The 26,939-nt window shown below is 47.5% G+C and carries 21 protein-coding genes and 1 riboswitch; of the genes, 2 read left to right on the top strand and 19 right to left on the bottom strand.

The features are described 5' to 3' along the window. Window positions 1–167 precede the first annotated feature (167 nt). The 18 genes from QVE09_RS23605 to QVE09_RS23520 form a co-directional block, all read right to left on the bottom strand. The gene (locus QVE09_RS23605) at window positions 168–1,250 is read right to left on the bottom strand and encodes a hemolysin family protein (RefSeq protein WP_124118555.1); all 1,083 of its coding nucleotides are present in this window, start codon (window positions 1,248–1,250) and stop codon (window positions 168–170) included. 284 nt (window positions 1,251–1,534) lie between these two features. After that, window positions 1,535–2,872 carry a hemolysin family protein gene (locus QVE09_RS23600; RefSeq protein WP_315938773.1) on the bottom strand — a complete coding sequence of 446 codons (1,338 nt, stop codon included), beginning with the start codon at window positions 2,870–2,872 and terminating at the stop codon, window positions 1,535–1,537. Between the two features lie 715 nt (window positions 2,873–3,587). Beyond that, the gene (gene purD / locus QVE09_RS23595) at window positions 3,588–4,853 is read right to left on the bottom strand and encodes a phosphoribosylamine--glycine ligase (protein WP_315938772.1); all 1,266 of its coding nucleotides are present in this window, start codon (window positions 4,851–4,853) and stop codon (window positions 3,588–3,590) included. A gap of 130 nt (window positions 4,854–4,983) precedes the next feature. Continuing rightward, window positions 4,984–6,531, bottom strand: a complete 1,548-nt coding sequence (gene purH, locus QVE09_RS23590; RefSeq protein ID WP_315938771.1) for a bifunctional phosphoribosylaminoimidazolecarboxamide formyltransferase/IMP cyclohydrolase — start codon at window positions 6,529–6,531, stop codon at window positions 4,984–4,986. A gap of 294 nt (window positions 6,532–6,825) precedes the next feature. Further along, entirely contained in the window at window positions 6,826–7,443 is a 618-nt protein-coding gene (gene purN / locus QVE09_RS23585; protein WP_315938770.1) for a phosphoribosylglycinamide formyltransferase, read from the bottom strand. Beyond that, the gene (gene purM / locus QVE09_RS23580) at window positions 7,443–8,483 is read right to left on the bottom strand and encodes a phosphoribosylformylglycinamidine cyclo-ligase (RefSeq protein WP_315938769.1); all 1,041 of its coding nucleotides are present in this window, start codon (window positions 8,481–8,483) and stop codon (window positions 7,443–7,445) included. The genes purN and purM overlap by 1 nt, the downstream gene beginning before the upstream one ends. Window positions 8,484–8,925: 442 nt before the next feature. Beyond that, entirely contained in the window at window positions 8,926–10,404 is a 1,479-nt protein-coding gene (purF, locus tag QVE09_RS23575) for an amidophosphoribosyltransferase (protein ID WP_036606069.1), read from the bottom strand. Further along, complete coding sequence (gene purL / locus QVE09_RS23570; RefSeq protein ID WP_315938768.1) at window positions 10,389–12,632, bottom strand: phosphoribosylformylglycinamidine synthase subunit PurL; 2,244 nt, start codon at window positions 12,630–12,632, stop codon at window positions 10,389–10,391. The genes purF and purL overlap by 16 nt, the downstream gene beginning before the upstream one ends. Next, complete coding sequence (purQ, locus tag QVE09_RS23565) at window positions 12,610–13,299, bottom strand: phosphoribosylformylglycinamidine synthase subunit PurQ (RefSeq protein WP_091000868.1); 690 nt, start codon at window positions 13,297–13,299, stop codon at window positions 12,610–12,612. The genes purL and purQ overlap by 23 nt, the downstream gene beginning before the upstream one ends. 4 nt (window positions 13,300–13,303) lie before the next feature. Further along, a complete protein-coding gene (gene purS, locus QVE09_RS23560; protein WP_017690695.1) occupies window positions 13,304–13,549 on the bottom strand; it encodes a phosphoribosylformylglycinamidine synthase subunit PurS in 246 nt (81 codons plus the stop codon). A 607-nt stretch (window positions 13,550–14,156) separates the two neighbouring features. Next, entirely contained in the window at window positions 14,157–15,029 is an 873-nt protein-coding gene (locus tag QVE09_RS23555; protein WP_315938767.1) for a phosphoribosylaminoimidazolesuccinocarboxamide synthase, read from the bottom strand. 387 nt (window positions 15,030–15,416) lie between these two features. Continuing rightward, a complete protein-coding gene (gene purB / locus QVE09_RS23550; RefSeq protein WP_047840491.1) occupies window positions 15,417–16,715 on the bottom strand; it encodes an adenylosuccinate lyase in 1,299 nt (432 codons plus the stop codon). After that, window positions 16,712–17,914, bottom strand: a complete 1,203-nt coding sequence (gene purK, locus QVE09_RS23545) for a 5-(carboxyamino)imidazole ribonucleotide synthase (RefSeq protein ID WP_315938766.1) — start codon at window positions 17,912–17,914, stop codon at window positions 16,712–16,714. Before purK ends, purB begins: the two co-directional genes overlap by 4 nt. Next, the gene (gene purE, locus QVE09_RS23540) at window positions 17,911–18,396 is read right to left on the bottom strand and encodes a 5-(carboxyamino)imidazole ribonucleotide mutase (protein WP_017690699.1); all 486 of its coding nucleotides are present in this window, start codon (window positions 18,394–18,396) and stop codon (window positions 17,911–17,913) included. The genes purK and purE overlap by 4 nt, the downstream gene beginning before the upstream one ends. Before the next feature lie 194 nt (window positions 18,397–18,590). Continuing rightward, window positions 18,591–18,692, bottom strand: a riboswitch (purine riboswitch). A 270-nt stretch (window positions 18,693–18,962) separates the two neighbouring features. Beyond that, a complete protein-coding gene (locus tag QVE09_RS23535) occupies window positions 18,963–19,397 on the bottom strand; it encodes a universal stress protein (RefSeq protein ID WP_315938765.1) in 435 nt (144 codons plus the stop codon). A 178-nt stretch (window positions 19,398–19,575) separates the two neighbouring features. Continuing rightward, entirely contained in the window at window positions 19,576–19,839 is a 264-nt protein-coding gene (locus QVE09_RS23530; RefSeq protein WP_315938764.1) for a DUF1294 domain-containing protein, read from the bottom strand. Window positions 19,840–19,964: 125 nt separating this feature from the next. Beyond that, window positions 19,965–20,102 (bottom strand): hypothetical protein, encoded by a 138-nt coding sequence (locus QVE09_RS23525; protein WP_017690703.1) that lies wholly within the window; start codon window positions 20,100–20,102, stop codon window positions 19,965–19,967. 104 nt (window positions 20,103–20,206) lie between these two features. After that, entirely contained in the window at window positions 20,207–22,336 is a 2,130-nt protein-coding gene (locus tag QVE09_RS23520; RefSeq protein ID WP_315938763.1) for a DNA topoisomerase III, read from the bottom strand. 372 nt (window positions 22,337–22,708) lie between these two features. On the opposite strand from QVE09_RS23520, the gene QVE09_RS23515 reads away from it, so the two are divergent. Further along, window positions 22,709–24,643 carry an amidase family protein gene (locus tag QVE09_RS23515; protein WP_315938762.1) on the top strand — a complete coding sequence of 645 codons (1,935 nt, stop codon included), beginning with the start codon at window positions 22,709–22,711 and terminating at the stop codon, window positions 24,641–24,643. A gap of 178 nt (window positions 24,644–24,821) precedes the next feature. Here the strand turns inward: QVE09_RS23515 and QVE09_RS23510 are convergent, their stop codons facing one another. Next, window positions 24,822–25,826, bottom strand: a complete 1,005-nt coding sequence (locus QVE09_RS23510; protein WP_315938761.1) for a ketoacyl-ACP synthase III — start codon at window positions 25,824–25,826, stop codon at window positions 24,822–24,824. 302 nt (window positions 25,827–26,128) lie between these two features. On the opposite strand from QVE09_RS23510, the gene QVE09_RS23505 reads away from it, so the two are divergent. Further along, window positions 26,129–26,683 carry an NADPH-dependent FMN reductase gene (locus tag QVE09_RS23505; RefSeq protein ID WP_315938760.1) on the top strand — a complete coding sequence of 185 codons (555 nt, stop codon included), beginning with the start codon at window positions 26,129–26,131 and terminating at the stop codon, window positions 26,681–26,683. Window positions 26,684–26,939: the final 256 nt, after the last annotated feature.

The raw sequence follows: 26,939 nt of genomic DNA, 5'->3' as shown, positions 1-26,939 counted from the left end.
AAGATTCTTTAAATTTATATTAATCCATTGGACTTCAATATGCAAGCTTTTATTTTAACATTAAGATTTAATACAAAAAGCAGGCCCCGATCACATCGGGAACCTGCTTATCGTTAGAACAATTACGTTGCTTCGCTAATCCTTTAATATCTTTATATCCCTGATTCTTAAACCAATTTCATTCTTTTTGGTGGATTCACCAAATCTTTGTGCTCGTATTCATCCTTGATATCTCCGACAATCTCTTCAAGGATATCCTCCATCGTAACCATACCTACCGTAGCACCTGCCTCGTTTTTTACGGTTGCAATGTGTACACGGCTTTGCTGCATCTGGATCAGTACATCCTTGATTGGAGAACGCTCGGAGAAACTCGGTGTATTATGAACAAATGTCTCCATATTGAAATCTCTGCCCGCAGCCACACTCGTCAGCATTTCTTTTGTATTGATAAAGCCAACAAAATGAGCCTGATCCCCATTTGCAATAACAGGGTATCTCGTGTATTCATGTCGATTCAGCGTCTCAATGATCTGATCAAGCGGCATTTCCTTATTCAAAGTAACAATTTTATCTCGTGGAATCATGATCTCCTGAAGCAAACGCTCATCAAAAGCAAAAATGTTTTTGAGATAGTCCAGCTCCGTCTGGTTGATCTCGCCACTCTCGTAGCTCTGTGCCATAATCAGTTTCAGCTCTTCCTCCGAGTGAACGGTATCATGCCCGGCAGGTTTTACACCAAATATGCCAAGCAACAAACGAGCAGCTCCATTAAGCGCGTAGATGAATGGATTCATGATTTTACCGAACCAGTACAGTGGTGGTGCCAGCAACAGCGTCATTCTCTCTGCAAACTGAATCGCCAGAGTTTTCGGTGCCAATTCACCAATAACCACGTGCAGGAACGTAATGATCGCCAGAGCGATACCATAGGAAAGCACGGTAGACAATGCCGCCGGCACTTCCATTCGCTCAAAGAGCGGATGCAGCATTTTCTCAACGGTAGGTTCACCCAGGGCTCCCAATACCAGCGCCGTGATGGTAATCCCCAATTGACATGCCGACAGATAATAATCCAGGTTGTGCGCCACTTTTTTGGCCAGTACTGCCTTTTTGTTGCCTTCCGAAATCAATTGATCGATTCGGGACATCCGTACTTTAAGAATTGCAAATTCGGCTCCAACGAAAAAGGCTGTCAGACCTATAAATACGGCTACTAAAAATAAATTCAAGGCTATTATTCCGTCCAATGATTTCCCCCAGGTTGAGGGATTCACCTCCATTAAAATTTAAAATAAGGTTGCACGAGTGACGTTCCGGTGACGGATCGTTCTTCCGATCGCCATTGCCTACAAATTTTCCTGATTGTTGTTTTCAAAGGTTTAAAATTGGTTTGCAAACGCGAACGCTACGCTTCTTCAGAATCGATTCCGTCCCCTACACTGCTACGTTGCCAAAACGTTTTAAATTCTGAGGGCAGTAGCCAAATAGGCAATCAAACCCTAGATTACAGTCATGATCGAACCAACCAACATCACGCAAGATCGCTTGTTGCTTCCTCAACCTGAGCGCCGTTTACCCGCTCCAGAAGAACTTGTTTGATGTGATAATTTTCGGTATCAACAATAGTCCAGACATAATCACCGTGTTCTACCGTGTCTCCTTTTTCCACACCTACACCCTTCTGGTATTGAATCCATCCGGCAACGGTATCCATCTCTTCATTACCTTCAAAGATAAGTCCGAACTGCCGCTCCACTTCATCCAAAAGTACCCGACCATTAATGAGATATTGATTCTCTCCGGTCTCCTGAATATCAGCCACCTCATCGGCATCGAATTCATCACGAATCTCACCGACCAGCTCCTCCAGAATATCCTCCATCGTAATGATTCCCGAAGTACCGCCGTATTCATCCACGACCACGGCCATGTGTACACGTTCCTGCTGCATTTTAATCATCGCATCCTGGATACTTGTAACTTCGGAAACAAATGGGATCTCACGAACGAACTCGCTTAGTTGATATGATCTTGCGGCTACCATGTCAGGCAAAATCTTTTTCACATTCACAACGCCGATAATGCGGTCCTTGTCCCCATCCTCGATGACAGGGTAACGTGAGTAGTTATGTTCATCCAATATAGGAATAATATCGTCATAGGTCATTTCCTGATCTAATGTCACCAGTTCCGTACGTGGCACCATGATGTCTTTGGCATCACGTTCGTCAAACACAAATACATTTTCCAGATAAGAAAGCTTGGTCTTGTTGTTCTCGTCACCTTCATAACTCTGGTTCATGATGATCTTAATCTCGTCCTCAGAGTAGGCTTGATCATGTTTGGCAGGCTTTACACCGAATCCCCGCAGAAGAACACGTGAGGTTCCATTAAGCGCCCAGATGAACGGATACATGATTTTACCAAACCAATATAGAGGTGGCGAGAGTAATAACGTCAGTTTTTCCGAAAACTGAATCGCCAATGTTTTGGGTGCCATCTCACCAACAACCACATGCAAAAACGTGACAAGGATAAAGGCAATTGCATAGGAAGCAATTGATGAGATCGAAGCAGGTACGTCTAAATAATTGAATACCGGGTATAACAATCTCTCAACCGTCGGTTTTCCGAGCGCTCCCAGTCCTAGAGCAGTGACCGTAATACCGAGTTGACAGGCTGATAGATAATAATCCAGGTCCGAGACAACTTTTTTGGCTAGTACAGCCTTTTTATTGCCTTCGGCAACCAGTTGATCCACTCTTGATGTACGAATTTTGACAACAGCGAACTCCGATGCTACGAAAAATGCAGTCAATGCAATCAAGATAATAAGTAAAACGATATTCAATATGGTAATTATGTCCAATGATTTCCCCGGTTCTCAGGGATTCACCTCCAGAGATAGTTACAGCGTAATCCGTTAACTACGTTAACCATTCATGCGCTGTTTGTCGTTCATCATGGCTTATGCCTTATATGAAATCGAATAATGATCATATTTGTATATGTCGTACGTGTTTGACCTTGTAAAACCAAAACAGGAATTCAAGATGAAGTCAATGACATGCAGAAACTTCTTCATTCAAATCGGGTTACCCCTCATGCTGTCAATTGTTCCTCGCTTAACTCCACCTAGATTCGCCATTTGGACAATTTACAATATCGCCTACCCAATAGATATCCACCTCCCCTCGTACTCATTCCTGTTTCCGAAAAGTATACCATGTTTCCCGCTCAACCATCCAGTTGCACGTTATGGTTTGCCACAAGCTTACAGTATAATGTTCACAAATTAGTCTCTATGTATGTTACTTACTTTTTATAATATGATTGTTATTACCTCATAATGTGATATTGTTCACATATTTAGTATAGTCCAATTTATAAAAATACTACCCTGTACTTTAGGGCATTAAACAACATGCCTATACACCCAGATTTGATCCTTTCGTATCTTCCCCATTTCTTTCCCATATGGACAAGTTCGGCCATTGCACAAGATATATCTATATACGTAGCAAAGAGCCCGCAGGATGCAAATACCTTTCCGGTACACATCTTTACGGGCTCTTATATTCATTCTATACGAGTGCTTTGGCAGCAATATCCGTCCGCTGATGTTTACCATCAAAATGGATACGCTCCGCCTGTTCATAAGCTTTGTTTCTAGCTTCGGCAATATCCGCACCAAGGCCAACTACGCCCAGGATTCGTCCACCATTGGTGACCCAATCTCCTGCTTCACTACGCGCAGTACCTGCGTGGAATACCACGGCATCATCTACTTGATCCAGACCTTCAATGATTACGCCTTTGGCATAAGGACCCGGATAACCTCCTGAAGCAAGCACCACACATACTGCGGCTTCATCGCTCCATTCAATCTCAATATCAGCCAGCTTGCCATGAACGGTTGCCCAGAAGATATCAAACAAGTCACTCTTCAGACGTGGCAATACGACCTGTGTTTCGGGATCGCCGAACCGTGCGTTGAACTCAATGGTTTTGGGTTTGCCATCTGGCGAGATCATCAGTCCGGCAAACAATACACCCTGGAATGGACGTCCCTCGGACACCATCGCTTTAGCCGTTGGTTTGATGATCGTCTCCACAGCCTCCTCAATAATGGAAGCAGGAATATGTGGCAGCGGTGAGTATGTACCCATACCGCCTGTGTTTGGCCCCTGATCATTGTCGAATACAGGTTTGTGATCCTGTGCCGCCGCCATCGGACGAACCGTCTCTCCATCGACAAAAGCCAGAATCGACATTTCCTGTCCTGCGAGGAATTCCTCGATAATCACTTTGGCTCCTGCTTCACCAAATACCTTCTCCACCATAATACTGCGAAGTGCCTGATCAGCCTCTTCACGGGAATACGCTACCGTCACACCTTTGCCCGCTGCCAGTCCATCTGCCTTGATGACAACCGGAATTGCTTGTTCATTCAAGTATGCTTGAGCCTGTTCGTAATTATCGAATTTCTCATAGGCTGCGGTTGGAATGTTGTATTTGTGCAGTAGATCCTTCATAAACGTCTTGCTACCTTCGATCTCTGCTGCATTGCGACGAGGTCCAAATACCGGAATACCTGTCGAATCAAATGCATCCACAATCCCATCCGCCAACGGATCATCCGGACCAATAACCACCAAACCCACTTTAAGCTCTACAGCAAGAGCCGTTAGTTTATCGAATTCATTCACCGCAATGGCATGACACTCAGCGAGCTGAGCAATGCCTGCATTTCCCGGTGCACAGTGAATCTTGTCTACCTTTGGACTCTTCGCCAGCGCCCAGATGATTGCATGTTCCCGGCCACCGCCGCCTACTACCAGAATATCCATTCGCTCTGTTCCCCCTCCGTGCATAACTGGATTTGTTACGCTAATGCCTGTTGAAAAACCTAAAAAAGAGGGGGTGTACCATAAGTCATAAGTATGACTGGCGACACCCCTTATTTAAACCTTTTTCGCTCTAGTGTTTGAAGTGACGAATGCCTGTGAAGACCATGGCAATTCCGTATTCATTGGCTACTTTGATGGATTCTTCATCTTTGATCGAACCACCAGGTTGAATCACCGCTGTAATTCCGGCTTTTGCTGCCAGTTCCAGCGTATCACCCATTGGGAAGAACGCATCGGATGCCAGAATAGCGCCTTTTGCTTGCTCTCCCGCTTGCTCAATCGCAATTTTGGCTGCACCCACACGATTCATTTGTCCAGCGCCCACACCCACCGTCATGTCATTCGAAGCAAGTACAATCGCGTTGGATTTCACGTGTTTAACTACTTTCCAGCCAAACAACAGCTGTTTCAGTTCTTCTTCCGATGGTGCACGATCGGTTACAACATTCAACTCGCTCGCTTCGATGGAGTGTACATCGGACTGTTGCACGATCATGCCGCCGTCGATAGACGTTACCACGAATTGGCTTTCCCGTTTACGAGCAGCATTCAATTCACCCGTTTTGAGCAAACGAATGTTTTTCTTCTTCGTCAGGATATCGAGTGCCTCTTGTGTAAAGTCAGGGGCAAGTACGATTTCCAGGAAAATCTCGCTCAATTTGCCTGCTGTATCGCTGTCGATAATGCGGTTCGCTGCCACGATGCCACCAAAGATAGACGTTGGATCTGCAGCATATGCCTTGCTGTAGGCTTCATAGATACTTGCGCCAATACCTACGCCGCATGGGTTCATATGTTTTACCGCGACAACGGCTGGTTCTTCAAATTCTTTGACAATCTGCAATGCTGCGTTCGCATCGTTAATGTTATTGTAAGACAACTCTTTGCCATGCAATTGCTCGGCTGTTGTCAACGTATCTTGAGCAGCCAGCGGTTTGCGGTAGAATGCCGCCTGCTGGTGTGGATTTTCGCCGTAACGCAAATCCTGAAGTTTTTCGTAAGTAACCGTCAGACGCTCTGGCAACGGATCACCGTTCAGGTTGGAGAGATAGTCAGAAATAACTGCATCGTAAGCCGCTGTATGGCGGAACACTTTTGCCGCAAGCCGTTTGCGTGTTTCGAGGGTGGTATCGCCATTACTGCGAACTTCTTCAAGCACCTTGCCATAATCTGCTGTGTCAACAACGACACTAACAAAAGCATGGTTTTTGGCTGCCGAACGAAGCATCGTTGGACCACCGATATCGATGTTCTCGATGGCGTCTTCGTACGTCACATCCGGTTTGGCGATAGTATCTTGGAAGGGGTAGAGGTTTACGACAACGAGGTCAATATAATCCAATCCGTTTTCTTCCATCTGGCGCTTATGCTCTTCGCTGTCACGCACAGCCAGCAACCCACCATGAACCGCCGGATGCAATGTTTTAACACGTCCGTCCATGATTTCCGGGAACCCGGTCACATCCGAAATTCCGATGACAGGTACGCCTTCCTTCGACAACAGGCTGCTTGTACCTCCTGTCGAAATAATCTCCACACCCATTTGCGACAGCTCGCGGCAAAAGTCCACGATGCCTGTTTTATCCCATACGCTGACCAGCGCTCTTTTGATACTCACAATATGCTCCTCCTTTAATGTCCCATGGCTTCGCGTTTCCTGACGAAACACAGCCGATTTATTTCCCGAGAAATATCACAAAATGCGTACCAATATTCGACTTCTGTTATAGAAGTTGAACCAAGATGTTTACACGGGACACTCCGATGACAGAACAACCTTCTAATCGCTGTTATCCCCAGATTTTTTGATTCCCTTTTCTTAAAGGGAAAATCCGGTGATAAAGGCGAACGCTTCGCTTTTTCAGGTTTTTTCTGTCCTCTCCGTTAATGTGTAAAAAAAATTCAACTTATATCAAACCGGTTTGTTAATAGTGACGTGACGTCCGTCTAATTGAACCAGACCTTGAGCGAACCAGGAAACAACCTCAGGGTATAACTGCTGTTCGGCTGCATGAATGGAACGGCTGATTGACTCAGGCGTATCCTCTGGCAAAATGGGAACGGGATGTTGAGCAATAATCGGTCCGGTATCCATGCCTCCGTCCACAAAATGCACGGTCACGCCCGTTACTTTCACGCCATATTCGAGAGCCTGTCCAATCGCATCCTTACCTGCAAATGCTGGTAGCAAGGACGGATGAATGTTAATCAACCGCCCTGCGTAACGATCCACCACAACAGAAGTCAGCAATCTCATATATCCCGCAAGAACGACCAAGTCGATTTTTTTGGATTCAAGTACTTCCACGATCTCTGCCTCATAGGCTTCACGGGAAGCATAATTTTTCGGAGTAAACAGATGACAATCCACGCCTGCATCCTGTGCCCGCTGCACAACGCGTGCAGACGGTTTATCACACACGAGCAGATCTACGGATGCATCCAGCCCACCGTTTCGTACTGCATCGACCAATGACTGAAAGTTAGACCCTTCACCCGAGGCAAATACAGCTATGCGGTAGTTCGCCATTAAACATCCGCTCCCGTGAAGGTTACTCGCGCATCTCCTTCAGTAACACGGCCAATGATGTACGCTTCTTCACCAGATGTTTTCAGTTGTTGCAGCGCTTCCGTTGCATCTGCTTCATTAACGACCAGTACAAGCCCAACACCCATGTTAAATGTGGTGAACATGTCACGGTTCGAGACAGCTCCCTTTTCCTGTAACAGGTTGAAGATCGGCAGGATCGGCCAAGAGCCGTAGTCAATATCCACATTCACGTTGCTCGGCAACATACGTGGGATATTCTCGATGAAGCCGCCACCTGTAATGTGTGCCATGCCTTTTACTTTTACCTTTTCCAGCAGGGACAACAGGGGTTTAACATAGATCTTTGTAGGTTCCAGCAGGGAATCACCCAGCTTACCGCCCAGTTCCGCTACTTCATCATGCAGATCAAGACCCGCATCTTCCAACAAAAGTCTGCGTACCAGCGAGAATCCGTTACTATGCACACCGCTGGAAGCCAGGCCAATCACTGTGTCGCCAGGGGCGATGGTTGTACCGTTGATGATCTTTCCTTTGTCCACGATACCCACCGTGAATCCGGCAATATCGTATTCGCCTTCACTGTACATGCCTGGCATCTCCGCCGTCTCGCCTCCGATCAGCGCACAACCAGATTGATGACAGCCTTCAGCGATGCCCGAAACAATAGCTTCAATCTTCTCAGGAATGACTTTGTCACATGCCAGATAGTCAAGGAAGAAGAGTGGTTCTGCACCCTGTACCACAATGTCGTTCACACACATCGCTACCGCGTCGATTCCGATGGTATCGTGACGGTCCATGGCAAATGCAATTTTCAGCTTGGTGCCTACGCCGTCTGTACCGGATACAAGCACCGGCTCATCGTATTTATCTTTGTTCAAACCGAACAGGGCACCGAATCCGCCCAGATCTGTCATCACTTCCGGACGGAAGGTACGCTTCACGTGTTTTTTCATCCGTTCAACCGCTTCATTACCTGCCGCGATATCAACGCCGGCCTTTTTATATGCTTCGGACAAGTGGAATCATCTCCTTTTTTTTCGCCCCACCTAAATCCTCCCGCCCGGGAGGACTCCATAGGACCTTGGCAGGCCCTCTGGACACCCGCCAAAAAAAGCGGTGCAGAGGTGGCTGGTGTGATCTTGCTATGGTTGATTCGTACGTGATCTCGCGGGATTGTTCGCCGATTCCGTTAGCTGCAAGCCATCGGTCGGCGAACCCCGCTCAGCTACGCTGCGGGGCAAGCCCGCTGGGCAGCTGCTTCGCCTGGCTGCCTAGCCCCTGTTGCTCCGCAAGGCGGGGCTTGAGGGCGCGGACTAGGCCCGGGGGCAGCTGCTTCGCTCGGCTGCCTAGCCCCTGTTGCTCCGCAAGGCGGGGCTTGAGGGCGCGGGCTAGGCCCGCAGGGCAGCTGCTTCGCCTGGCTGCCTAGCCCCTGTTGCTCCGCAAGGCGGGGCTTAAGGGCTAACAGCTGCAGCCGAATTTTTCTTCGCCGCCAAAATCGAGGCGGGTTGGGTAATCATGATCAAAACATGCGAGACATAGTCCGCCTTTAGGATCATCCTGATTATCTCCCTGAATCGATGCTATCAGTCCATCGGGACTGAGGAACTCCAGGGAGTCCGCATTAATTTCACGGCAGATTTCTTCCACCGACAGCTGTGAAGCGATCAATTCACGGCTGTCCGGGGTATCGATGCCATAGAAACACGGGTTTTTGAAAGGTGGTGATGTAATGCGCACATGAACTTCCGTTGCTCCTGCATCACGCAGCATGTTCACGATCCGCCGGGAGGTCGTTCCCCGTACGATGGAGTCGTCAATCATAACCACACGCTTGCCTTCCACGACGCGACGCACAGCGCTCAGCTTCATCTTCACGCCCTGCTCCCGCAATTCCTGGCTCGGCTGGATAAACGTACGTCCGGTGTATTTATTTTTGATCATACCCATCTCATACGGAATACCTGTCTGTTCAGCGTATCCTATTGCTGCCGAGATGCTGGAATCTGGTACCCCCGTAACCAAGTCCGCATCCACAAACGACTCAATCGCCATCCGGCTTCCCATCCGTTTACGCGCAGCATGTTGGTTCGTACCATTCATATCACTGTCTGGACGGGCAAAATAAATATATTCCATCGCACATAATGCCTTGCGGTGTTTGTGATGATCAAAGCGATCTTCGTGCAGACCATCTGCATCCAGCACAAGCAGTTCACCCGGTTCAATATCACGAATTAACTCTGCGCCGATTGTTTCCAGTGCACACGTCTCGGATGCAAACAGATACGCATCTCCCAGCTTACCCATCGTCAGCGGACGAAGTCCGTGCGGATCGGAAGCCACGAGCAGCTTGTCATTGGTCATGATCAGAAATGCATAACCGCCAACAATGCGCTGGAATGCCTCTTTTGCCGCTTCCACAAGCCCTTTGGAGGATCGTGCAATCAGATGCGCAATAACCTCGGTATCACTCGTTGTTTGGAAAATGGACCCACTCTGCTCCAGCTCACGCCGGATCGTTGGTGCATTCACAATGTTTCCGTTGGTTGCTACTGCCAAATCGCCATCACGGTATTTGAATACCAGTGGCTGTGCGTTCGTCAGTTTACTGTCACCACTTGTGGAATACCGGACATGTCCAATGGAAATATCCCCGGTCAACGTTTGCATCAGGTCTTTAGTGAACACTTCCTTCACCAGACCCATGCCGCGATGATAGTTAAACTGGCTGCCATCACTCACACACATGCCTGCACTTTCTTCGCCCCGATGTTGCAGCGCATGCAGTCCATAATAGGAGAGCGAAGCCGCGTCAGGGTGTCTGAACACCCCGAACACGCCACATTCTTCTTTCAATTTGTCGAGTCCTTCCTTGCCGGACCCTTCATTATAATAATCGCCTGTCCACAACGGTCCTGTCGTCAGTTCATGAGACATGGAATCGCATCCTCCCAGACCTGAGCCAAACCTCCTACAGGTTCGTTCACGGCTGATGTTCCGTTCAGTTCAATCGTCAGGTTACTGCCTTCTACACGGCCAATCACAGCTACAGGTACACCGCGCTCACGTACAAATGCTTCAAGTTTACCCGCTTGCTCTGGCGTAGCCGACAACAAGATACGGGATTGGCTCTCACTGAACAGGGCGTGATCTGCACGCAATGCAGTCTCCACATTCACCTGTGCTCCTACGTTACCACTGATACAAGACTCTGCGAGTGCAACAGCCAAGCCGCCTTCAGACAAGTCATGTGCAGAGCGAACGAGACCAGATTGAATAGCTTCCAGCACGGTTCTCAGCAATGCTTTTTCCGTTTGCAAGTTCAGTTCTGGCGGACGACCTTCCGTCTGACCATGAACCGCGTATTGCAGCTCGCTGCCACCCAGTTCAGCTTTTGTTTCACCGAGGAGGATGATAACATCACCTTCGGATTTGAAGGCTTGTGTCGTGATATGATCCGTATCATGAACGAGACCTACCATACCGACAACTGGCGTTGGATAGATGGAGCCTTTGGCGTTTTCGTTATACAAACTTACGTTACCACCGATGACCGGCGTATCCAGCACACGACAAGCTTCCGCCATACCGTCTACCGCTTTCTCCATTTGCCAGAAAATATCCGGCTTCTCCGGGTTACCGAAGTTCAGGTTGTCCGTGATAGCCAGCGGCTCTGCACCGGAACATACAATGTTACGCGCTGCTTCACTTACGGCAATCCGTCCACCAACTTCAGGATCAAGGTACACATAACGTCCATTACAGTCCGTTGTCATCGCGAGACCTTTGCGTGTACCACGAATCGTAACTACGGCAGCATCCGAACCTGGACGAACGGCAGTGCTTGTACGCACCATGTAGTCATATTGATCGTACACCCATTTTTTACTAGCTACTGTTGGTGAAGCCAATACTTGTTTCAGTGCTCCGCCGAGATCCGACACTTCGTCATAACGAAGCGTGTCGATGGAAGCACTCTGCTCGTAGTAGGCAGGTACAGAAGAAGGTTTGTCATACACTGGACATTCGTCAACCAAAGCCGTTACCGGCATATCTCCGACCACTTCGCCGTGGTGGATCAATTTCAGACGACCATCATCCGTTACTTTACCAACTTTGGCACAGATTACGCCCCAACGTTCAAAGATTTCCATCGCCTGCGCCTCATCCTTCGGCTCAACAACGAACAACATCCGTTCTTGGGACTCGGACAACATCATCTCGTAAGGCGTCATGCCTTCTTCACGCTGTGGCACCTGATCCAGATACAGTTCCAGACCGTTACCCGCTTTACTTGCCATCTCTGCACTCGAACATGTCAGACCCGCAGCACCCATATCCTGAATTCCGAGCACGATGCCCGTGTCGATCAATTCCAGACAGGATTCCATTACCAGTTTCTCCATAAATGGATCACCGACCTGAACAGCTGTCCGTTGGGACTCGGATTCTTCCGTCAATTCAACCGATGCAAAGGTTGCTCCATGAATTCCATCACGGCCTGTTGGCGGGCCCACATAGTAAACCGGGTTACCTACACCTTTAGCTACACCGCGCTGAATCTTGTCATGATCAATCAGACCCACACACATCGCGTTAACCAGTGGATTGCCTTCATAGCTCTCATCAAACATCACTTCGCCACCAACGGTAGGAATACCGATACAGTTACCGTATCCAGCAATACCCGATACCACATGTTCGAACAAATATTTAACGCGATCACTCTCCAGCTTACCGAAACGAAGGGAGTTCAGTATTGCTACCGGTCTTGCACCCATGGAGAAAATATCACGGATAATGCCGCCCACACCTGTTGCCGCACCTTGATAAGGCTCAACTGCGGAAGGATGGTTATGGCTTTCAATTTTGAATACAACGGCCTGGTTATCACCGATATCCACGATACCGGCACCTTCACCAGGTCCCATCAGGACACGTGGTCCAGTGGTTGGGAACCGGCGCAGCAATGGCTTGGAGTTTTTATAAGCACAATGCTCAGACCACATTACACTGAACACACCAATTTCCGTGTAGTTTGGCTTGCGCCCCATGAACTCACAGATCAGCTCATACTCGCTGTCAGATACGCCCATTTGTGCGTAAAGTTTATGTTCTGCGACCTGTTCTGCTGTTGGTTCCTTAGCGGATAGCTGCTGCGTCATGCCGATCCCTCCATGCTTTCAAAATAGATGTAAACATACGTTTGCCGTCTTCCGAACCAAACAGTGAATCCACTGCACGCTCTGGATGCGGCATCATGCCGACCACGTTGCCAGCCTCGTTACAGACTCCTGCAATATCACCCAGGGAACCGTTCGGGTTGTTACCATACGTAAATACGATCTGATTGTTCGCTTGCAGACTCGCGAGCGTCTCCTCGTCGCAATAATAGTTGCCTTCACCGTGAGCAATCGGGATGATAATCTCTTCGCCGGGTGCATAGTCACGTGTAAATGGTGTATCCGCGTTTGCCACTTTCAATACCGTATCGTGACAACGGAATTTCAAGGAAGTGTTACGTATTAATGCGCCTGGAAGCAAGCCCGCTTCCGTCAGGATCTGGAATCCGTTGCAAATACCCAAAATATATTTACCTTGTTCAGCAGCTTTCGCTACCTCGTTCATTACCGGTGCAAAGCGGGAAATCGCTCCGCAACGCAGGTAGTCACCATAAGAGAAACCACCCGGAACTAAAATACAATCATAAGCCGAAAGATCTGTAGCCGTGTGCCATACATAATCAACCTCTTGTCCGATCGCATCTTCCACTGCCTTGTAACAGTCGATGTCGCAGTTGGAGCCAGGGAACACAAGAACTGCAAATTTCATGAGATTAACCCTCCAATTCGTAGCGGTAATCTTCAACAACGGTGTTGGCCAGCAGCTTCTCACACATGACTTTCAATCGTTTCTCCGCTTCCGCACGATCTGTTGTATCCAGGTTCAATTCCATGACTTTACCGATCCGTACACTTTCCACTTCGTTGAATCCCATGGAATGCAGGGCTCCTTGAACAGCTACGCCTTGCGGGTCGAGTACGCTTTGCTTAATAGTGACATATACGGTTGCTTTGATCATGATCCTTATGTTCCTCCTCAGTAATGAACGGGATAAATGCTTTACGCTGTTAAAAAAGTGACTTGGGGCGCTTGCTCCGGGGGGGGATTGTTCTTTCCGATCGCTTGTTGTCCCCAGTTTTTTTTGGATTGTTTTGGCCCGCTCTGCGGTCAAAACCCGGGGACAAAGGCGAACGCTATCGCTCCTTTTAAGAACAATTCCGCCCCTCCGCTGTCCATGCGACGTTTTTTTAAAGGCCTAAACCTTTACGTTGCACGGTGGGTAATGGTCTAGCCTGACCATTACGTGAAAACATTTAATGGCGACTGGTCTTTAAGTTACTTTATGAATCAATGAATTTGAATCTTGCAATCTCTTCAGGCTTCCCTACCTGTGGGAAGCCACCGCTCTTAATTGCCTCACCCACCAGTTTGAACACTGGCGGAGGGAAAGATTTGAGCTAGAGAAGCGTAAGCGTTCGCCTTTGCAACCGGAATGTTTCCTTTTGAAAAAAGGATTCCAATCAAAACATTCCGGGGGCAACAGCGATCGAAAGCCAAACTTTCCCATAGCTCTCGCTCAAACGTTAGCTTCCTCAAACTTTTCCGTAGCCCGCGCTCAAACGTTATTATTTCGTTAAACGGTTATAAATATCGACGTATCTTGCGGTTGTTGCTTCAACTACCGCTTGTGGGAGTGGATCAGGTTTGCTGTTCTTGTCCCAATCGGTTCCGGCAAGGTAGGTGCGCACTGGCTCTTTATCCATGCTGTCGATCTCGATGTCGAGTTCATAATTCTCTTTGGCCCAGAAGCGTGATGCATCTGGGGTGAAGATTTCGTCAATCAGGATGACCTTGCCATCCACGATGCCGAACTCGAATTTGCAGTCTGCCAGAATGATGCCTCGTTGATCACAGTAATCACGAGCGAATTCGTACAAGCGCAAGCTTTTTTCCTGAAGCTCCATTGCAAGTCCGTCTCCCACCAGTTCTTTCATGCGATCCATCGAGATGTCCTCGTCATGCCCTACATCATTTTTGGCTGCCGGGGTGAAAATGGGAACTTCGAGTTTGGCGTTCTTGCGCAGTCCTTCAGGCAGTTTAATGCCATTGACTTCACCGCTCGTCTCGTATTGTCTCCATCCACCACCAGTGATGTATCCACGCACGACACATTCAATATCAATGCGCTCTGCTTTGCGGGTCACCATGATGCGGTCTTTGAGCAATTCAGGGTCTGTGATGAGATCACCCAGTTGATTCACATCGGTATGAACCACGTGGTTATCCATCATGTCACCTGTCAGTTCAAACCAGAAACTGCTGAGTTTATTCAGTACATTTCCTTTCTCAGGAACTGCCGGGTCCAGCACATAATCAAATGCCGAGATTCGGTCCGTAACCACGATCAGAAAATGTTCACCCAGATCGTACAATTCACGTACTTTTCCTTTATATAACAGAGGTGCTTTAACGAGATCTGCCGCAGTGGACAGTGCCATGGGCTCACCTTCTTTCAGGAGATGTAAAGTATACGTCCAATTCCCTCATCACGCAGGGCCACTCCGAATGCAGAACAACCTTCCGATCGCTGTTATCCCCGGATTTTTCTGATCGCCTTTTTCAAGGGGAAAATCCTGTGATAAGCGTATGCTTCCGATGCAGCTTTCTTTCAGAAAGCTTTTAGGCGAGCGCTTTGCTTCTTCAGGTTTTTTCTGCCTTCTCCGTTCCAGCGTGAACACATAATCAACCTATACTTTTAGGGAATAAAACTTGTTTTAAATTTGATGAAGGCACAGCGTATGCTTCCGAAGTAGCTTTTTATTTCTATCTTCTGCGTTCAAGTGCAAAACCATCATTCTGCGCTATAGCCTTATGGAAGTTATATATTAATCGTTCAAGCCGAGCTTTTTGAAGATCGTATCTACGTGCTTCAGGTGCCATGATGGGTTGAATGCATCTGCGATTTCTTCTTCGTTCAGCACTTCCGTGATTTCCGGTGTGGATTTCACGATATCCTGGAACTGGCGTTGTTCTTCCCATGCTTGCATCGCACGTGGTTGAACGGTATCGTACGCTTGCTCGCGGCTGAAGCCTTTGTCAATCAGTTTAGTCATGATGCGACCGGAGAATGGTACCCCGTAGGTGCGCTCCATGTTACGTTTCATGTTTTCAGGGAATACCGTCAGGTTCTTCACGATGTTACCAAAACGGTTCAGCATGTAGTTCAGCAGCATCGTTGCATCCGGCAGAATGATACGTTCTACAGAAGAATGTGAGATGTCGCGCTCATGCCAGAGCGTTACGTTCTCGTATGCGGATACCATATGTCCACGAATGACGCGGGACAGACCGGAGATGTTTTCACTACCAATTGGGTTACGCTTGTGCGGCATTGCTGAAGATCCTTTTTGACCTTTAGCAAAAGCTTCTTCCACTTCACGGAACTCACTCTTCTGCAGCGCACGTACCTCTGTAGCAAACTTGTCCAGTGACGTTGCGATCAACGCCAGTGTAGCCATATACTCCGCGTGACGGTCACGTTGCAATGTTTGAGTCGAGATCGGCGCTGGCTTCGTGCCCAGCTTCTCGCAGACAAACTCTTCAACAAACGGATCGATATTCGCGTACGTTCCTACTGCGCCTGAGATTTTGCCATATTGTACATTATCTGCTGCATGACGGAAACGTTCCAGGTTCCGTTTCATTTCTTCATGCCACAACGCCATTTTCAGTCCAAATGTTGTTGGCTCTGCATGCACGCCGTGTGTACGTCCCATCATTGGTGTGTGCTGATAAGCCAGTGCTTTTTCACGCAGAATTTCAATGAAATTCACAATATCCTTTTCCAAAATCTCATTCGCTTGACGCAGTACATAACCCAGAGCCGTATCCACGACATCTGTGGAAGTCAGTCCGTAGTGCACCCATTTCCGCTCCGCACCCAGACTTTCAGATACCGTACGTGTAAATGCGATAACATCATGACGTGTTTCCTGTTCAATCTCATAGATGCGGTCGATGTCAAAAGATGCGTTCTGACGAAGCAATGCTGCTTCTTCCTTAGGAATTACACCCAGTTCGGCCCACGCCTCACATGCACAAATTTCAACTTCCAGCCACGATTGGAACTTGTTCTCTTCGGTCCAGATGGCTCTCATTTCGGGTCTGCTATAACGTTCAATCATGAATTTGTATTCCTCCAGAGGTTAGTTTGTTCAATCCATTGCAATCCTTCTTCAACATCCTGACAGAGCAGATTCACATGCCCCATCTTACGTCCTGTTTTTGCTTCGGTTTTACCATATATGTGAAGCTTGGGAATCACACCGAGTTCTATCGCTTCCGCATCAGGTTGCCCTGCTCTGGCGATAATGCCTTCCAGATGCTCTCCAAGCACATTGACCATAACAACCGGACTCAATAACGAAGTGTCCCCAAGTGGTAATCCGCAGATCGCACGGATATGTTGTTCGAACTGAGAAGTCGCACAAGCTTCCATCGTATAGTGACCGGAATTATGCGGTCTTGGCGCCAGTTCGTTGACGTACAGTCTTCCATCCGCCGCTACAAACAGTTCCACAGCCAGCAGCCCAACAGCCTTCATCGATTCTGCCACCGCAGCTGCCAGCTTTTGCGCTTCAATCTGAATGTCTGCAGCAACTCTAGCCGGCACGATTGACACATGCAAAATGTTGTTCACATGAATATTCTCCGCTGGCGGGAAGGTCTTGATCTCCCCATTTGTGCTACGTGCTACTACGACCGAAATCTCGCATTCAAACTTAATGAATTGTTCCAGCACCAGTTCCGCACCTGTAGCTGCAAGTTCTTCATATGCGGCAACCGCCTCACTCGCTTCCCGAATTACACGCTGGCCTTTGCCATCGTAACCTCCAGTCACCGTCTTCAGTACACATGGCACTCCAAGTTCGCTTACAGCAGCAAGCATCGTATCCGCACTCGTGATCTCACGATAAGGCGCGACTCTTACTCCAGCGGCTTCAATCGCACGTTTTTCGCGCAACCGATGTTGTGTGGTGTACAGTAACGCACTTCCTTGCGGAACGTAAGACTCACGCTCGAGCAGCCCTGCGACTTCTGCATCCACATTTTCAAATTCATACGTAATGACATCGCATTGCCGAGCCAGTTCAAGCGCAGCTTTGGCATCATCATATCCAGCTTGAATCTGACGAGCAACTTGTCCACAAGGTGCATCCGCAGCGGGATCAAGAGTAACAAATCGATACCCCATTGCCGTTCCTGCGAGCGTCATCATACGTCCGAGCTGTCCGCCTCCAAGAATGCCGATGGTTGTTTTCCCCGGCAGCAGGACATGCTGTACTTCTCCTGCCGTACCGGATTTCTTCCCTGTACTACTCATAGTTCTTCACTACTTTCAAGTACTTCTTGTTTGATGCGCTCTCGGCGAGCTTCAGAGCGACGTTGGACATCCGGGTCGAAAGCACCGATCATTTGAGCTGCGAGCAATCCTGCATTCGTTGCCCCTGCCTTGCCAATCGCGACAGTTGCGACGGGAATACCACCAGGCATCTGAACAATGGACAACAAGGAATCGAGACCGTTCAATGCTTTGGATTGAACCGGTACGCCAATGACTGGAAGCATCGTTTTGGCGGCTACCATACCGGGTAGATGTGCTGCCCCGCCTGCCCCTGCAATGATCACCTTGAATCCTCGATCAATTGCTTGCTCTGCGTATTCGAACATCAAATCCGGTGTACGATGGGCTGAGACAACTTTTTTCTCATATCCGATTTCCAGTTCATCCAGCACCTCGCACGCATGTTTCATCGTTTCCCAATCCGACTTGCTGCCCATAATTACAGCGACTTGCAGTGACATGAATACATCCAACTCCCGTCTGAGCTTTTTTTGATTACATCTGATATTAAGGAACTCTTATTACGTGTGAAATGAAAAAATCCGCTACCCGCGAAAACATCACATTTTCTTCGGACACCGGACTCCAAGAAATACGTATCCCTCATTTGGGCATGCCAAAAGTGGGCTTGCTGTCCGCATCTGGTTGCATGCGACTCTCAGCCGTATCTCCTCGTAGTCCGGAAATTTACGGTTCCCGGGTAGATACTTCCGGGCCCTATTCCCGGCGTTATACGAGCAAATATCTATCAAACTATCTTCGTTCATTTTTGTAATCTCTTATTACATATTTCGTTCCTACTCGACCTTATTCTTACCTGATCGACACATCTAACATTCTAACAATCCCCTACAGCTAATGTCAACTTAAAGACGAACATTTAACATATTGACAAATATAATGTTCGGGAATTGCTTCATTAAATTCGCTTAGACATCCATTTCATTCCATAAAAGAAAGCCGGCTCCTCTTCAATCTCTCGAAGACAACCGGCTTCCTGCTTTTCAGTGCGTGCACACTTCATCCATTATTTTACGATCAGTACTGGAACCTGAGCATGCTGCACCACGTTGTGACTGACACTACCCAGGACAAATTCCCGAATTCCACCGAGTCCGCGGCTACCAATAATAATGATATCAGAATCATTTTCTTTGGCAAAATCAAGCAATACTTCCGCAGCCGCTCCTTGAATCAGATCCACATTGGCCGTTATACCAGCAGCCTGAATTCGCTCTTTTGCTTCATCTGTCGTCTGTACCGCCAGATTGTAGTAGTCATTATTAAGTGAAGGTGGCAGTGGAGCCAACCCCTCACCGATGAATACACGCGGGAAATCAAACGCATGAATGACATCCAGCACTGCATTTGGGGACACTTTAGCTAGCTCAATCGCACGATCAAGTGCTTTATTTGAAGCTTTGGAACCATCATAAGCCACTAATATTTTGGAAAATAACATGTGAATCCCGTCCCTTCCTTTATATGTAGAGCACGCGAAGCAAGCTTCGGTCTGACATGTAATAAACTAACAGAACCATATAACTCCTTAAACGTTCCATAGCCACAATGAACCATTTATACGAATGAATTTACATATGTAACCATTCTATGAACGGTTACGCATGTGTTCCATGTGTTCATTGAATAAAGTAACCATAGAATACCGCATTCAAGAACAACAACAACGGAATGCCAATGGTGAAGCTGGGATGTTTGGTCTTATGCCTTTTCCGATACATCGCGATCCAGACTCCCAAAGCACCGCCAATAAACGCAAGCAAGAATAACGTCCGTTCGGGTGTACGGTCACGACGCTGTTGTGCACGCCTCTTATCATCCGACATCACCAGATAACCAACTACATTAATAAATAAAAACCACAATATAAGTCCGGTTTGCATATAATTCTAGCGATCCCCCTGTCCCGGGACATCTCCCTGTCTCCATTATAATCCTCAACAGAGACATGTTCAATGCACCGGTAGGGAACCCCAAATTTGTGTAAGAACACTAACCTCGCTCTGACCTAGGACTCCTGTTTTGGAATACCGTTCAGGCTTGGTGCTCTTTTGGCTGCTTTGTCCGGGCGCACAGCGATACTCTCTTCCCGAATACTGTCTTTGTTTTGCTGGTTATGGATTTTCTCTGGTTTGTTATGCGGCATATAGGTATCACCTCCTTGGCTTACGTTTCCTGAAAAAGGAGGATCTTATACGACTTGGCATGAACGAGCAGTGAAAAGTCATCATCAGTTCATCTGGAGTTTGTCTACTCTCCTTTTTTCTCCATAGCCGCTTTTAGCAGATCACCCAGATTGGAACCGATGGACTCCTGCTTTGCATACTGTTTAACCAACTTTTGCTGATCGCGTTTGTTCACATGCTGTTTATCCTTATCCAATGTTTCTGTAATTCCACAAGGCAGACATTGCACGTATAGCCCCGCCTTGCCTTCTTTGATTTCCATCTTTTTGTGGCACTGCGCACAACGACGATTGGACAATCTTTTCTCGGCCGAACGACGATATCCACAGTCCTCCGTAGGACATACAAGAAACTTGCCGCGCTTGCCCTTCTTCTCCAACAATCGCGCATTGCAGTCCGGGCAATGGCTATTAGACACATTATGCGGCTTGTACTCTGCTTTGCTGCCTTTTACCGTAGACACCAGCTCTTTCGCCATGGATCGGATACTATCCAGAAACGGCCCCGGTTTCCCTTGCCCACGAGCGATGCGTTCCAGTTCAGCTTCCCAGCGAGCAGTCAGATCCGGTGTACGAAGCTGCGGAGCAGCCAGTTCAATTAACTGTTTTCCTTTGCCAGTCGGGTGCATGCTGTTGCCTTGACGATCTATTGTATCGGAACTGACCAGCTTCTCGATAATATCCGCCCGCGTAGCCGGAGTGCCGAGTCCATACTTTTCCATCTGCGAAAGCAAAGCGGCTTCGGTATACCGTTTGGGCGGCATCGTCCGTCCACTTTTAATATGGCAACGCTGAACCGTCACGGACTGTCCTTGCTGCACATCTGGCAAAAGCGCACGCTCATGATCTGCTGCATCGTCAGCCCGGTCATCGTCATCATCGCTGTAATCGCCGCCGTATACTTCACGCCATCCACTTTCTTTCACCGTTGTACCTTTGACATGGAAGGAGTCATTCCCCACCTGAACGATGATCGCAACCGAATCGTACTTCGCTGCCGGATAGAACAGGCTGATAAAACGACGTACAATCAGATCGTACAATTTGCGTTCCTCCGGGTTCAATTGATTCAGAAGCACCGTTTGCTCCGTCGGGATAATCGCATGGTGATCGGTCACTTTGCTGTCATCCACAATACGTTTGGTGATATTCAGATTTTTGCGCAGCAAAGGACGTGCCAAAGACGCATAAGGTCCAATGGCTACACTGTCCAGACGTTCTTTCAATGTAGCTGTCATATCGGAAGTCAGATACCGGCTGTCCGTACGTGGGTACGTCACGAGTTTGTGCTGTTCATACAGACGTTGCAGGACATTTGATGTTTGCTTTGCAGAGAAACCATATTTCCGGTTGGCATCCCGTTGCAGCTCCGTCAGGTCATATGCCAGTGGATGTGGCTCTACTTTCTCGCTTTTCTTCACCTGGGCAATCGTGCCCTTGCGCCCGTCTACCCGTTTCTTCAATTCTTGCGTTTCTTGAGGGTCGAAAATTCGTGAATCTCCCCCAGCTGCCCGCCACACAGCCTGAAAACCACCCAAATCTGCCGTTAACGTCTCATACTCCTGAGAGCGGAAACCATTAATTTCATTTTCCCTGTCCATAATCATGCCCAAGGTCGGCGTTTGGACCCGTCCAGCAGACAACTGCGCATTGAAACGAACGGTTAGCGCACGGGTCACGTTAAGTCCAATCATCCAGTCGGCCTCAGCCCGGCAACGTGCAGATTCATAGAGACGGTCGAATTGACTGCCTGGCTTCAGCGAAGTAAATCCGTCTTTGATCGCCTTATCTGTCTGGGATGAAATCCACAGGCGTTTAAAAGGTTTTTTCCACCCCGCCATCTGCATGATCCAACGGGCCAGCAATTCTCCCTCACGTGCAGCATCCGTCGCAATGACCAGTTCGCCTACATCCTGACGTTTCATCAACTGCTGCACGGCTTTATATTGATGGTTGGTCTCTTTAAGTACCTTCAGTTTCGTACGCTCTGGCAGAATGGGCAGGTCCTCCAGATTCCATGTTGCATACTTCTTGTCGTAATCCTCTGGCTCAGCTAATCCAACCAGATGTCCAAGCGCCCAGGTAACGATATATTTCGGGCCTTCCATATAACTTTTATGTTTATCACGCGCACCCATGACTCTGGCTATTTCGCGTGCCACAGACGGTTTTTCTGCAAGTACCAATGTCTTCACTTCATATCTCTTCCTCTCTGGTAGAACGTTATGTCTCTTTTATTCCTATCTTTTCATTATATCATTTCACACTAAAGGTATGCTCTGTCATCTCTACTTCCTAATCTACTCGCATCCTGCAACCTTATGTTTAATCAATATATCAAATTCATGTTATATTTCTTTACATCAAAATATGTAATAGTTTTTCTGAGTACATGTAAACAGAAGCATGAATAAGTATTAACACTGTACAGCATTGATGTATACGTTTTTTTGGATAAATATAAACATTGTAAGATTACCTGACATAACTATACAATGTGTCAAAAGCATAGAAACAGAATCGCTGCTAACACACATCAATGAGACACAGGAAGGGAGCGTGGATGCATGACTTATCATGGATCTGTATTGAAAAAAAGTGGGGCTTTGTTACTGGTAGGTGCTGTTGTTGCCACAACATGGGGAGGATCGGTACCTTCGGCATCAGCCGCAACGGCAACGCCTACGAGTAAAACAACAGTAGCAGCTGTATCCAAAGGAACAGCGCCAGCTACTCCGGCAGCATTTTTTAAGGCCATGGAAGAAGCGGCTACACTTGCAGGTGTTCCTTTTACCATGGACAAGCTCTCCGGCACAACCGTACAACGTAAAGATGCTGCGGTCGCCTTGCAACAATGGCTCAAGCTGGATTCGACTACCGAATCATTTAAGGATGTCCCGGATGAAGCCACTTTCGCAGGTGCTGTTGGTGCATTGAACACTGCGGGGTTAATGAAAGGTTATACGGAGTCCCTCTTCCTTCCAAACGCTGTACTTACCGAGAATGATCTATCTGTATTGAAAGACCGCATTTATAACTACATAAAACCGTTTGTGCTGGAGGAAGCAACCATTATGGATCTCCAGACTGCAATGACGCAAGGAAAACTGACATCAAAAGAGCTGGTTCAGAAATATCTGGACCGCATTGAAAAATACGATGATCAAGGGGTAAGCATCAACGCTGTATTAACCCTGAACCCGGATGCGCTCCAAATTGCGGAGCAATTGGATGAAGAACGTGCAGCTCAAGGTGCTCGTGGACCTCTGCATGGCGTTCCGATTCTGGTGAAAGACAATTTCGATACCAATGACATGCCGACAACCGCAGGCTGTATCTGTCTGAAAGATTCCATTCCTGCTCACGATGCTGAACAAGTGAAGAGACTCAAAGCAGCTGGGGCCATTATTTTGGGCAAAACAAACCTACATGAATTCGCATTTGGCATCACGACATCCAGCTCATTGGGTGGACAAACACTGAACCCTTACGCCCTGGACCACTATCCAGGTGGCTCAAGCGGTGGAACAGGTGCTGCCATTGCATCTAACTTTGCCGCAGCCGGCATGGGTACAGACACTGGCGGTTCGATCCGTATCCCATCCAGCTTCAACAGCCTTGTGGGTATTCGCCCAACCATCGGACTGTCCAGCCGTGAAGGCATTATCCCATTGGCTTTGACACAGGATGTCGGTGGACCTATGGCCCGTACGGTGAGTGATGCAGCAATCATGTTGGATGCTACAGCCGGATATGATAAAAAAGATGTCGCTACAGCTTACGCGGTTGGAAAAATCCCATCCAGCTATACAGACTTCTTGGATGTAAACGGACTGAAAGGTGCACGCATCGGTGTGGCCACAGAACTCATCCCAAGTACAAAAGCTGAAGAAAAAGCCGTTGCTGACGTCATAAACACAGCTGTGGAAGAACTGAAGACACTGGGCGCTACCGCAGTTCCCATTTCCATCCCGAACTTGACTGAGATCAACAAATACCCAAGTCTCAGCGGATATGAATTCAAGTTCCAACTGAATGACTATCTGGACTCATTGGGCGCAGATGCTCCATATCACAGTCTGTCCGAAATCATCGCTTCCGGAGAGTTCGACAAGTCTCAGGAGCAATCCATGAAAACTCGGGATGCACGCCAAACATTGGAGACTACCGAATACAAGGACATCGTCCTGAAACGCACCCAAGTTACACGTGAGTCCTTGCTGAAAGTTATGGCAGATAATAATCTGGATGCCATCATCTATCCTACATCTACACAGGCCGCTGGCGTGATCGGCGAGGGTCAAACCTCCGGTGGTAACAACCGTCTGAGTCCATTCTCCGGCTTCCCGGCAATCACTGTACCTGCCGGTTTCACAACCGATGGTTTGCCTGTAGGTATGGAATTCCTGGGTCGTGCCTTTGATGAAGGTACCTTGATCAAGCTCGCTTACAGCTACGAACAAGGAACTCATCACCGCCATGCCCCTAAGCTTACGCCGTAAAATGTTTATGGGATTAAGCAATTCCGGTTAACACAAAAAATAGCTGCATTCATATCACTTTTTTGAAACGAGTTAACTCACTAAAGAGACCACCCTCTTCATGGCTACATGAAGTTTGGGTGGTCTCTTTAATTTTCTCTAATTTATTTTTGTGTTGCATACAGTCGTATGTTATCTATTATTGAACCCTGTCCGGCACGCCCCATTTCAGTACCAAACCTGCGTATGTCAGACCACCGCCAAAGCCAAAGAGAGCCACGCTCTGTCCTTCTTTCAATTTCCCTTCATCCACTGCAAGCTGTAAAGCAAGCGGAATGGAAGCGGCAGATGTGTTCCCACGGTACTCGACACTGGTTAAGGTTCGTTCCAATGGAACCGGACCACGTTCACAAACAGCCTCAATCATTCTCATATTGGCACTATGCGGGACAAACCAGTCAATCTGTTCAGATCTTAACCCAGCTTTTGTTATCAGCTTATCCAATTGCTCAGGAATCGTCCGTACAGCCCACTTATAAACCTCTCTACCATTCTGAACCAGACAACCTTCACCCTGTAAAGGCACACCATTCATCTCTGAAGACAGACCACTCTTATAGAGATGTATACCGCCTTCTCCATGCGTACCGGATATGGCTGCCATAAAGTCACCTTCTCCAGCCGCTGATCCCTCCACCAAGAAGGCCCCCGCTCCATCACCAAACAGTACACAAGTTGTGCGGTCTGTGTAATCCGTAATTTTGGATAACGTCTCTGCTCCAATGACAAGTACTTTGCGGTACATTCCACTGGTCACCAGACTGTCGGCTAGCTGCAGCCCATAGGTAAAACCTGCGCAGGCAGCATTTAAATCCAGTACGCCCGTGTGTGGGATCTTAAGATTAGCCTGTACTCTGGATGCCGTACTTGGGAAAGCATATTCAGGTGTACTAGTAGCCACCAAGATCATATCCACATCTTCTACACTTACTTCATAACGACGTATCATGTCTTCTACAGCCTTCGTAGCCAGGTCAGATACAAATTGATCTTCAGCTGCAATTCGCCGTTCTCTCATGCCTGTACGTTGCACAATCCATTCGTCACTTGTCTCGACTAATTTCTCCAGATCAGCATTTGTTAATATTCGATCCGGTACATACGCCCCCATTGCCGTGATAGTTGCCTTAGATTGATGATTCATACCGGCAGTCACCTCATTTGTTTTTTTACCATTATAGCACTAAGTCTTAGTACTTGGTACTAATTTTAAAAAATATTTATTATGATTCTTTCGTTAGTTGTTTATTTTAAAGTGATCTCTTCATTCTATTACCCAGAGCAATACAAACGATGGCATGCATTTTTGATGAAGAATTGTGGATATTCCCTGACTAACATGAAGAATGCCTTAATTATATGCGTTTTTTATAGACAGCTCATTCAAATAGGAGGAAAATAAACAAATTGCCCTACATTACTAAAGAATAGAGATGATCTATATCCATGAAAAAAGAATTAAATATCCTTGCCATTTCTGGAAGTCTGCGCAATCAGTCCTCCAATACGTTACTAATGCACGCCATGATTAAACTGGCTCACACTAACCTTAAGTTTGAAGTATATGATGAATTAAATGATCTGCCGCATTTTAACCCTGACCTCGATGTCGAGGAGGGTCCAATGTCCGTACAGAACTTGAGAGCCCAACTTAAGCATTCGGACGGTGTCCTTATCTGCACGCCAGAGTATGGAAACGGCGTTCCTGGGGTCTTAAAAAACGCACTAGATTGGGTTGTATCTTCTGGAGAATGGCTCAATAAAACCACCATTGTCATTGCTGCTTCCCCAAGCCCCATGGGAGGTGACAAAGCCCACGCTTCCTTATTGCTCACACTAAACATGATTAATGCACAAGTTCTACAGGAGGGCTGTTTAACCATTCCTCATATTACATTGAAAATGAACAAACAAGGCGTCATCACTGATTCGGAAACCCAGCATGCATTGCAGAACTCCCTTACAATCCTTGGGGAGGCTTGCAACCAAATGAAAGTATAGACAGATGTTGTACTTAAATTGATGATAGAGAAGAAATGATCCTTTTAAAGTTATTTAACATTCTCATAAATAATGAAATAAAAAAACAGCCTTGGTTATTTACCAGGGCTGTTAAGGTTTATATAAGTATTTAGGATTAAAATAAAAAAAGACACACTCGATATCATCAAGTGTGTCTTCTATTGCTTGGCGGCGTCCTACTCTCCCAGGACCCTGCGGTCCAAGTACCATCGGCGCTAGAGGGCTTAACGGTCGT

Source organism: Paenibacillus sp. ClWae2A, assembly GCF_032452295.1.
In the GTDB taxonomy this organism is placed as follows: Bacteria; Bacillota; Bacilli; order Paenibacillales; family Paenibacillaceae; genus Paenibacillus.
This window is presented reverse-complemented; position numbering and strand designations above follow the sequence as displayed.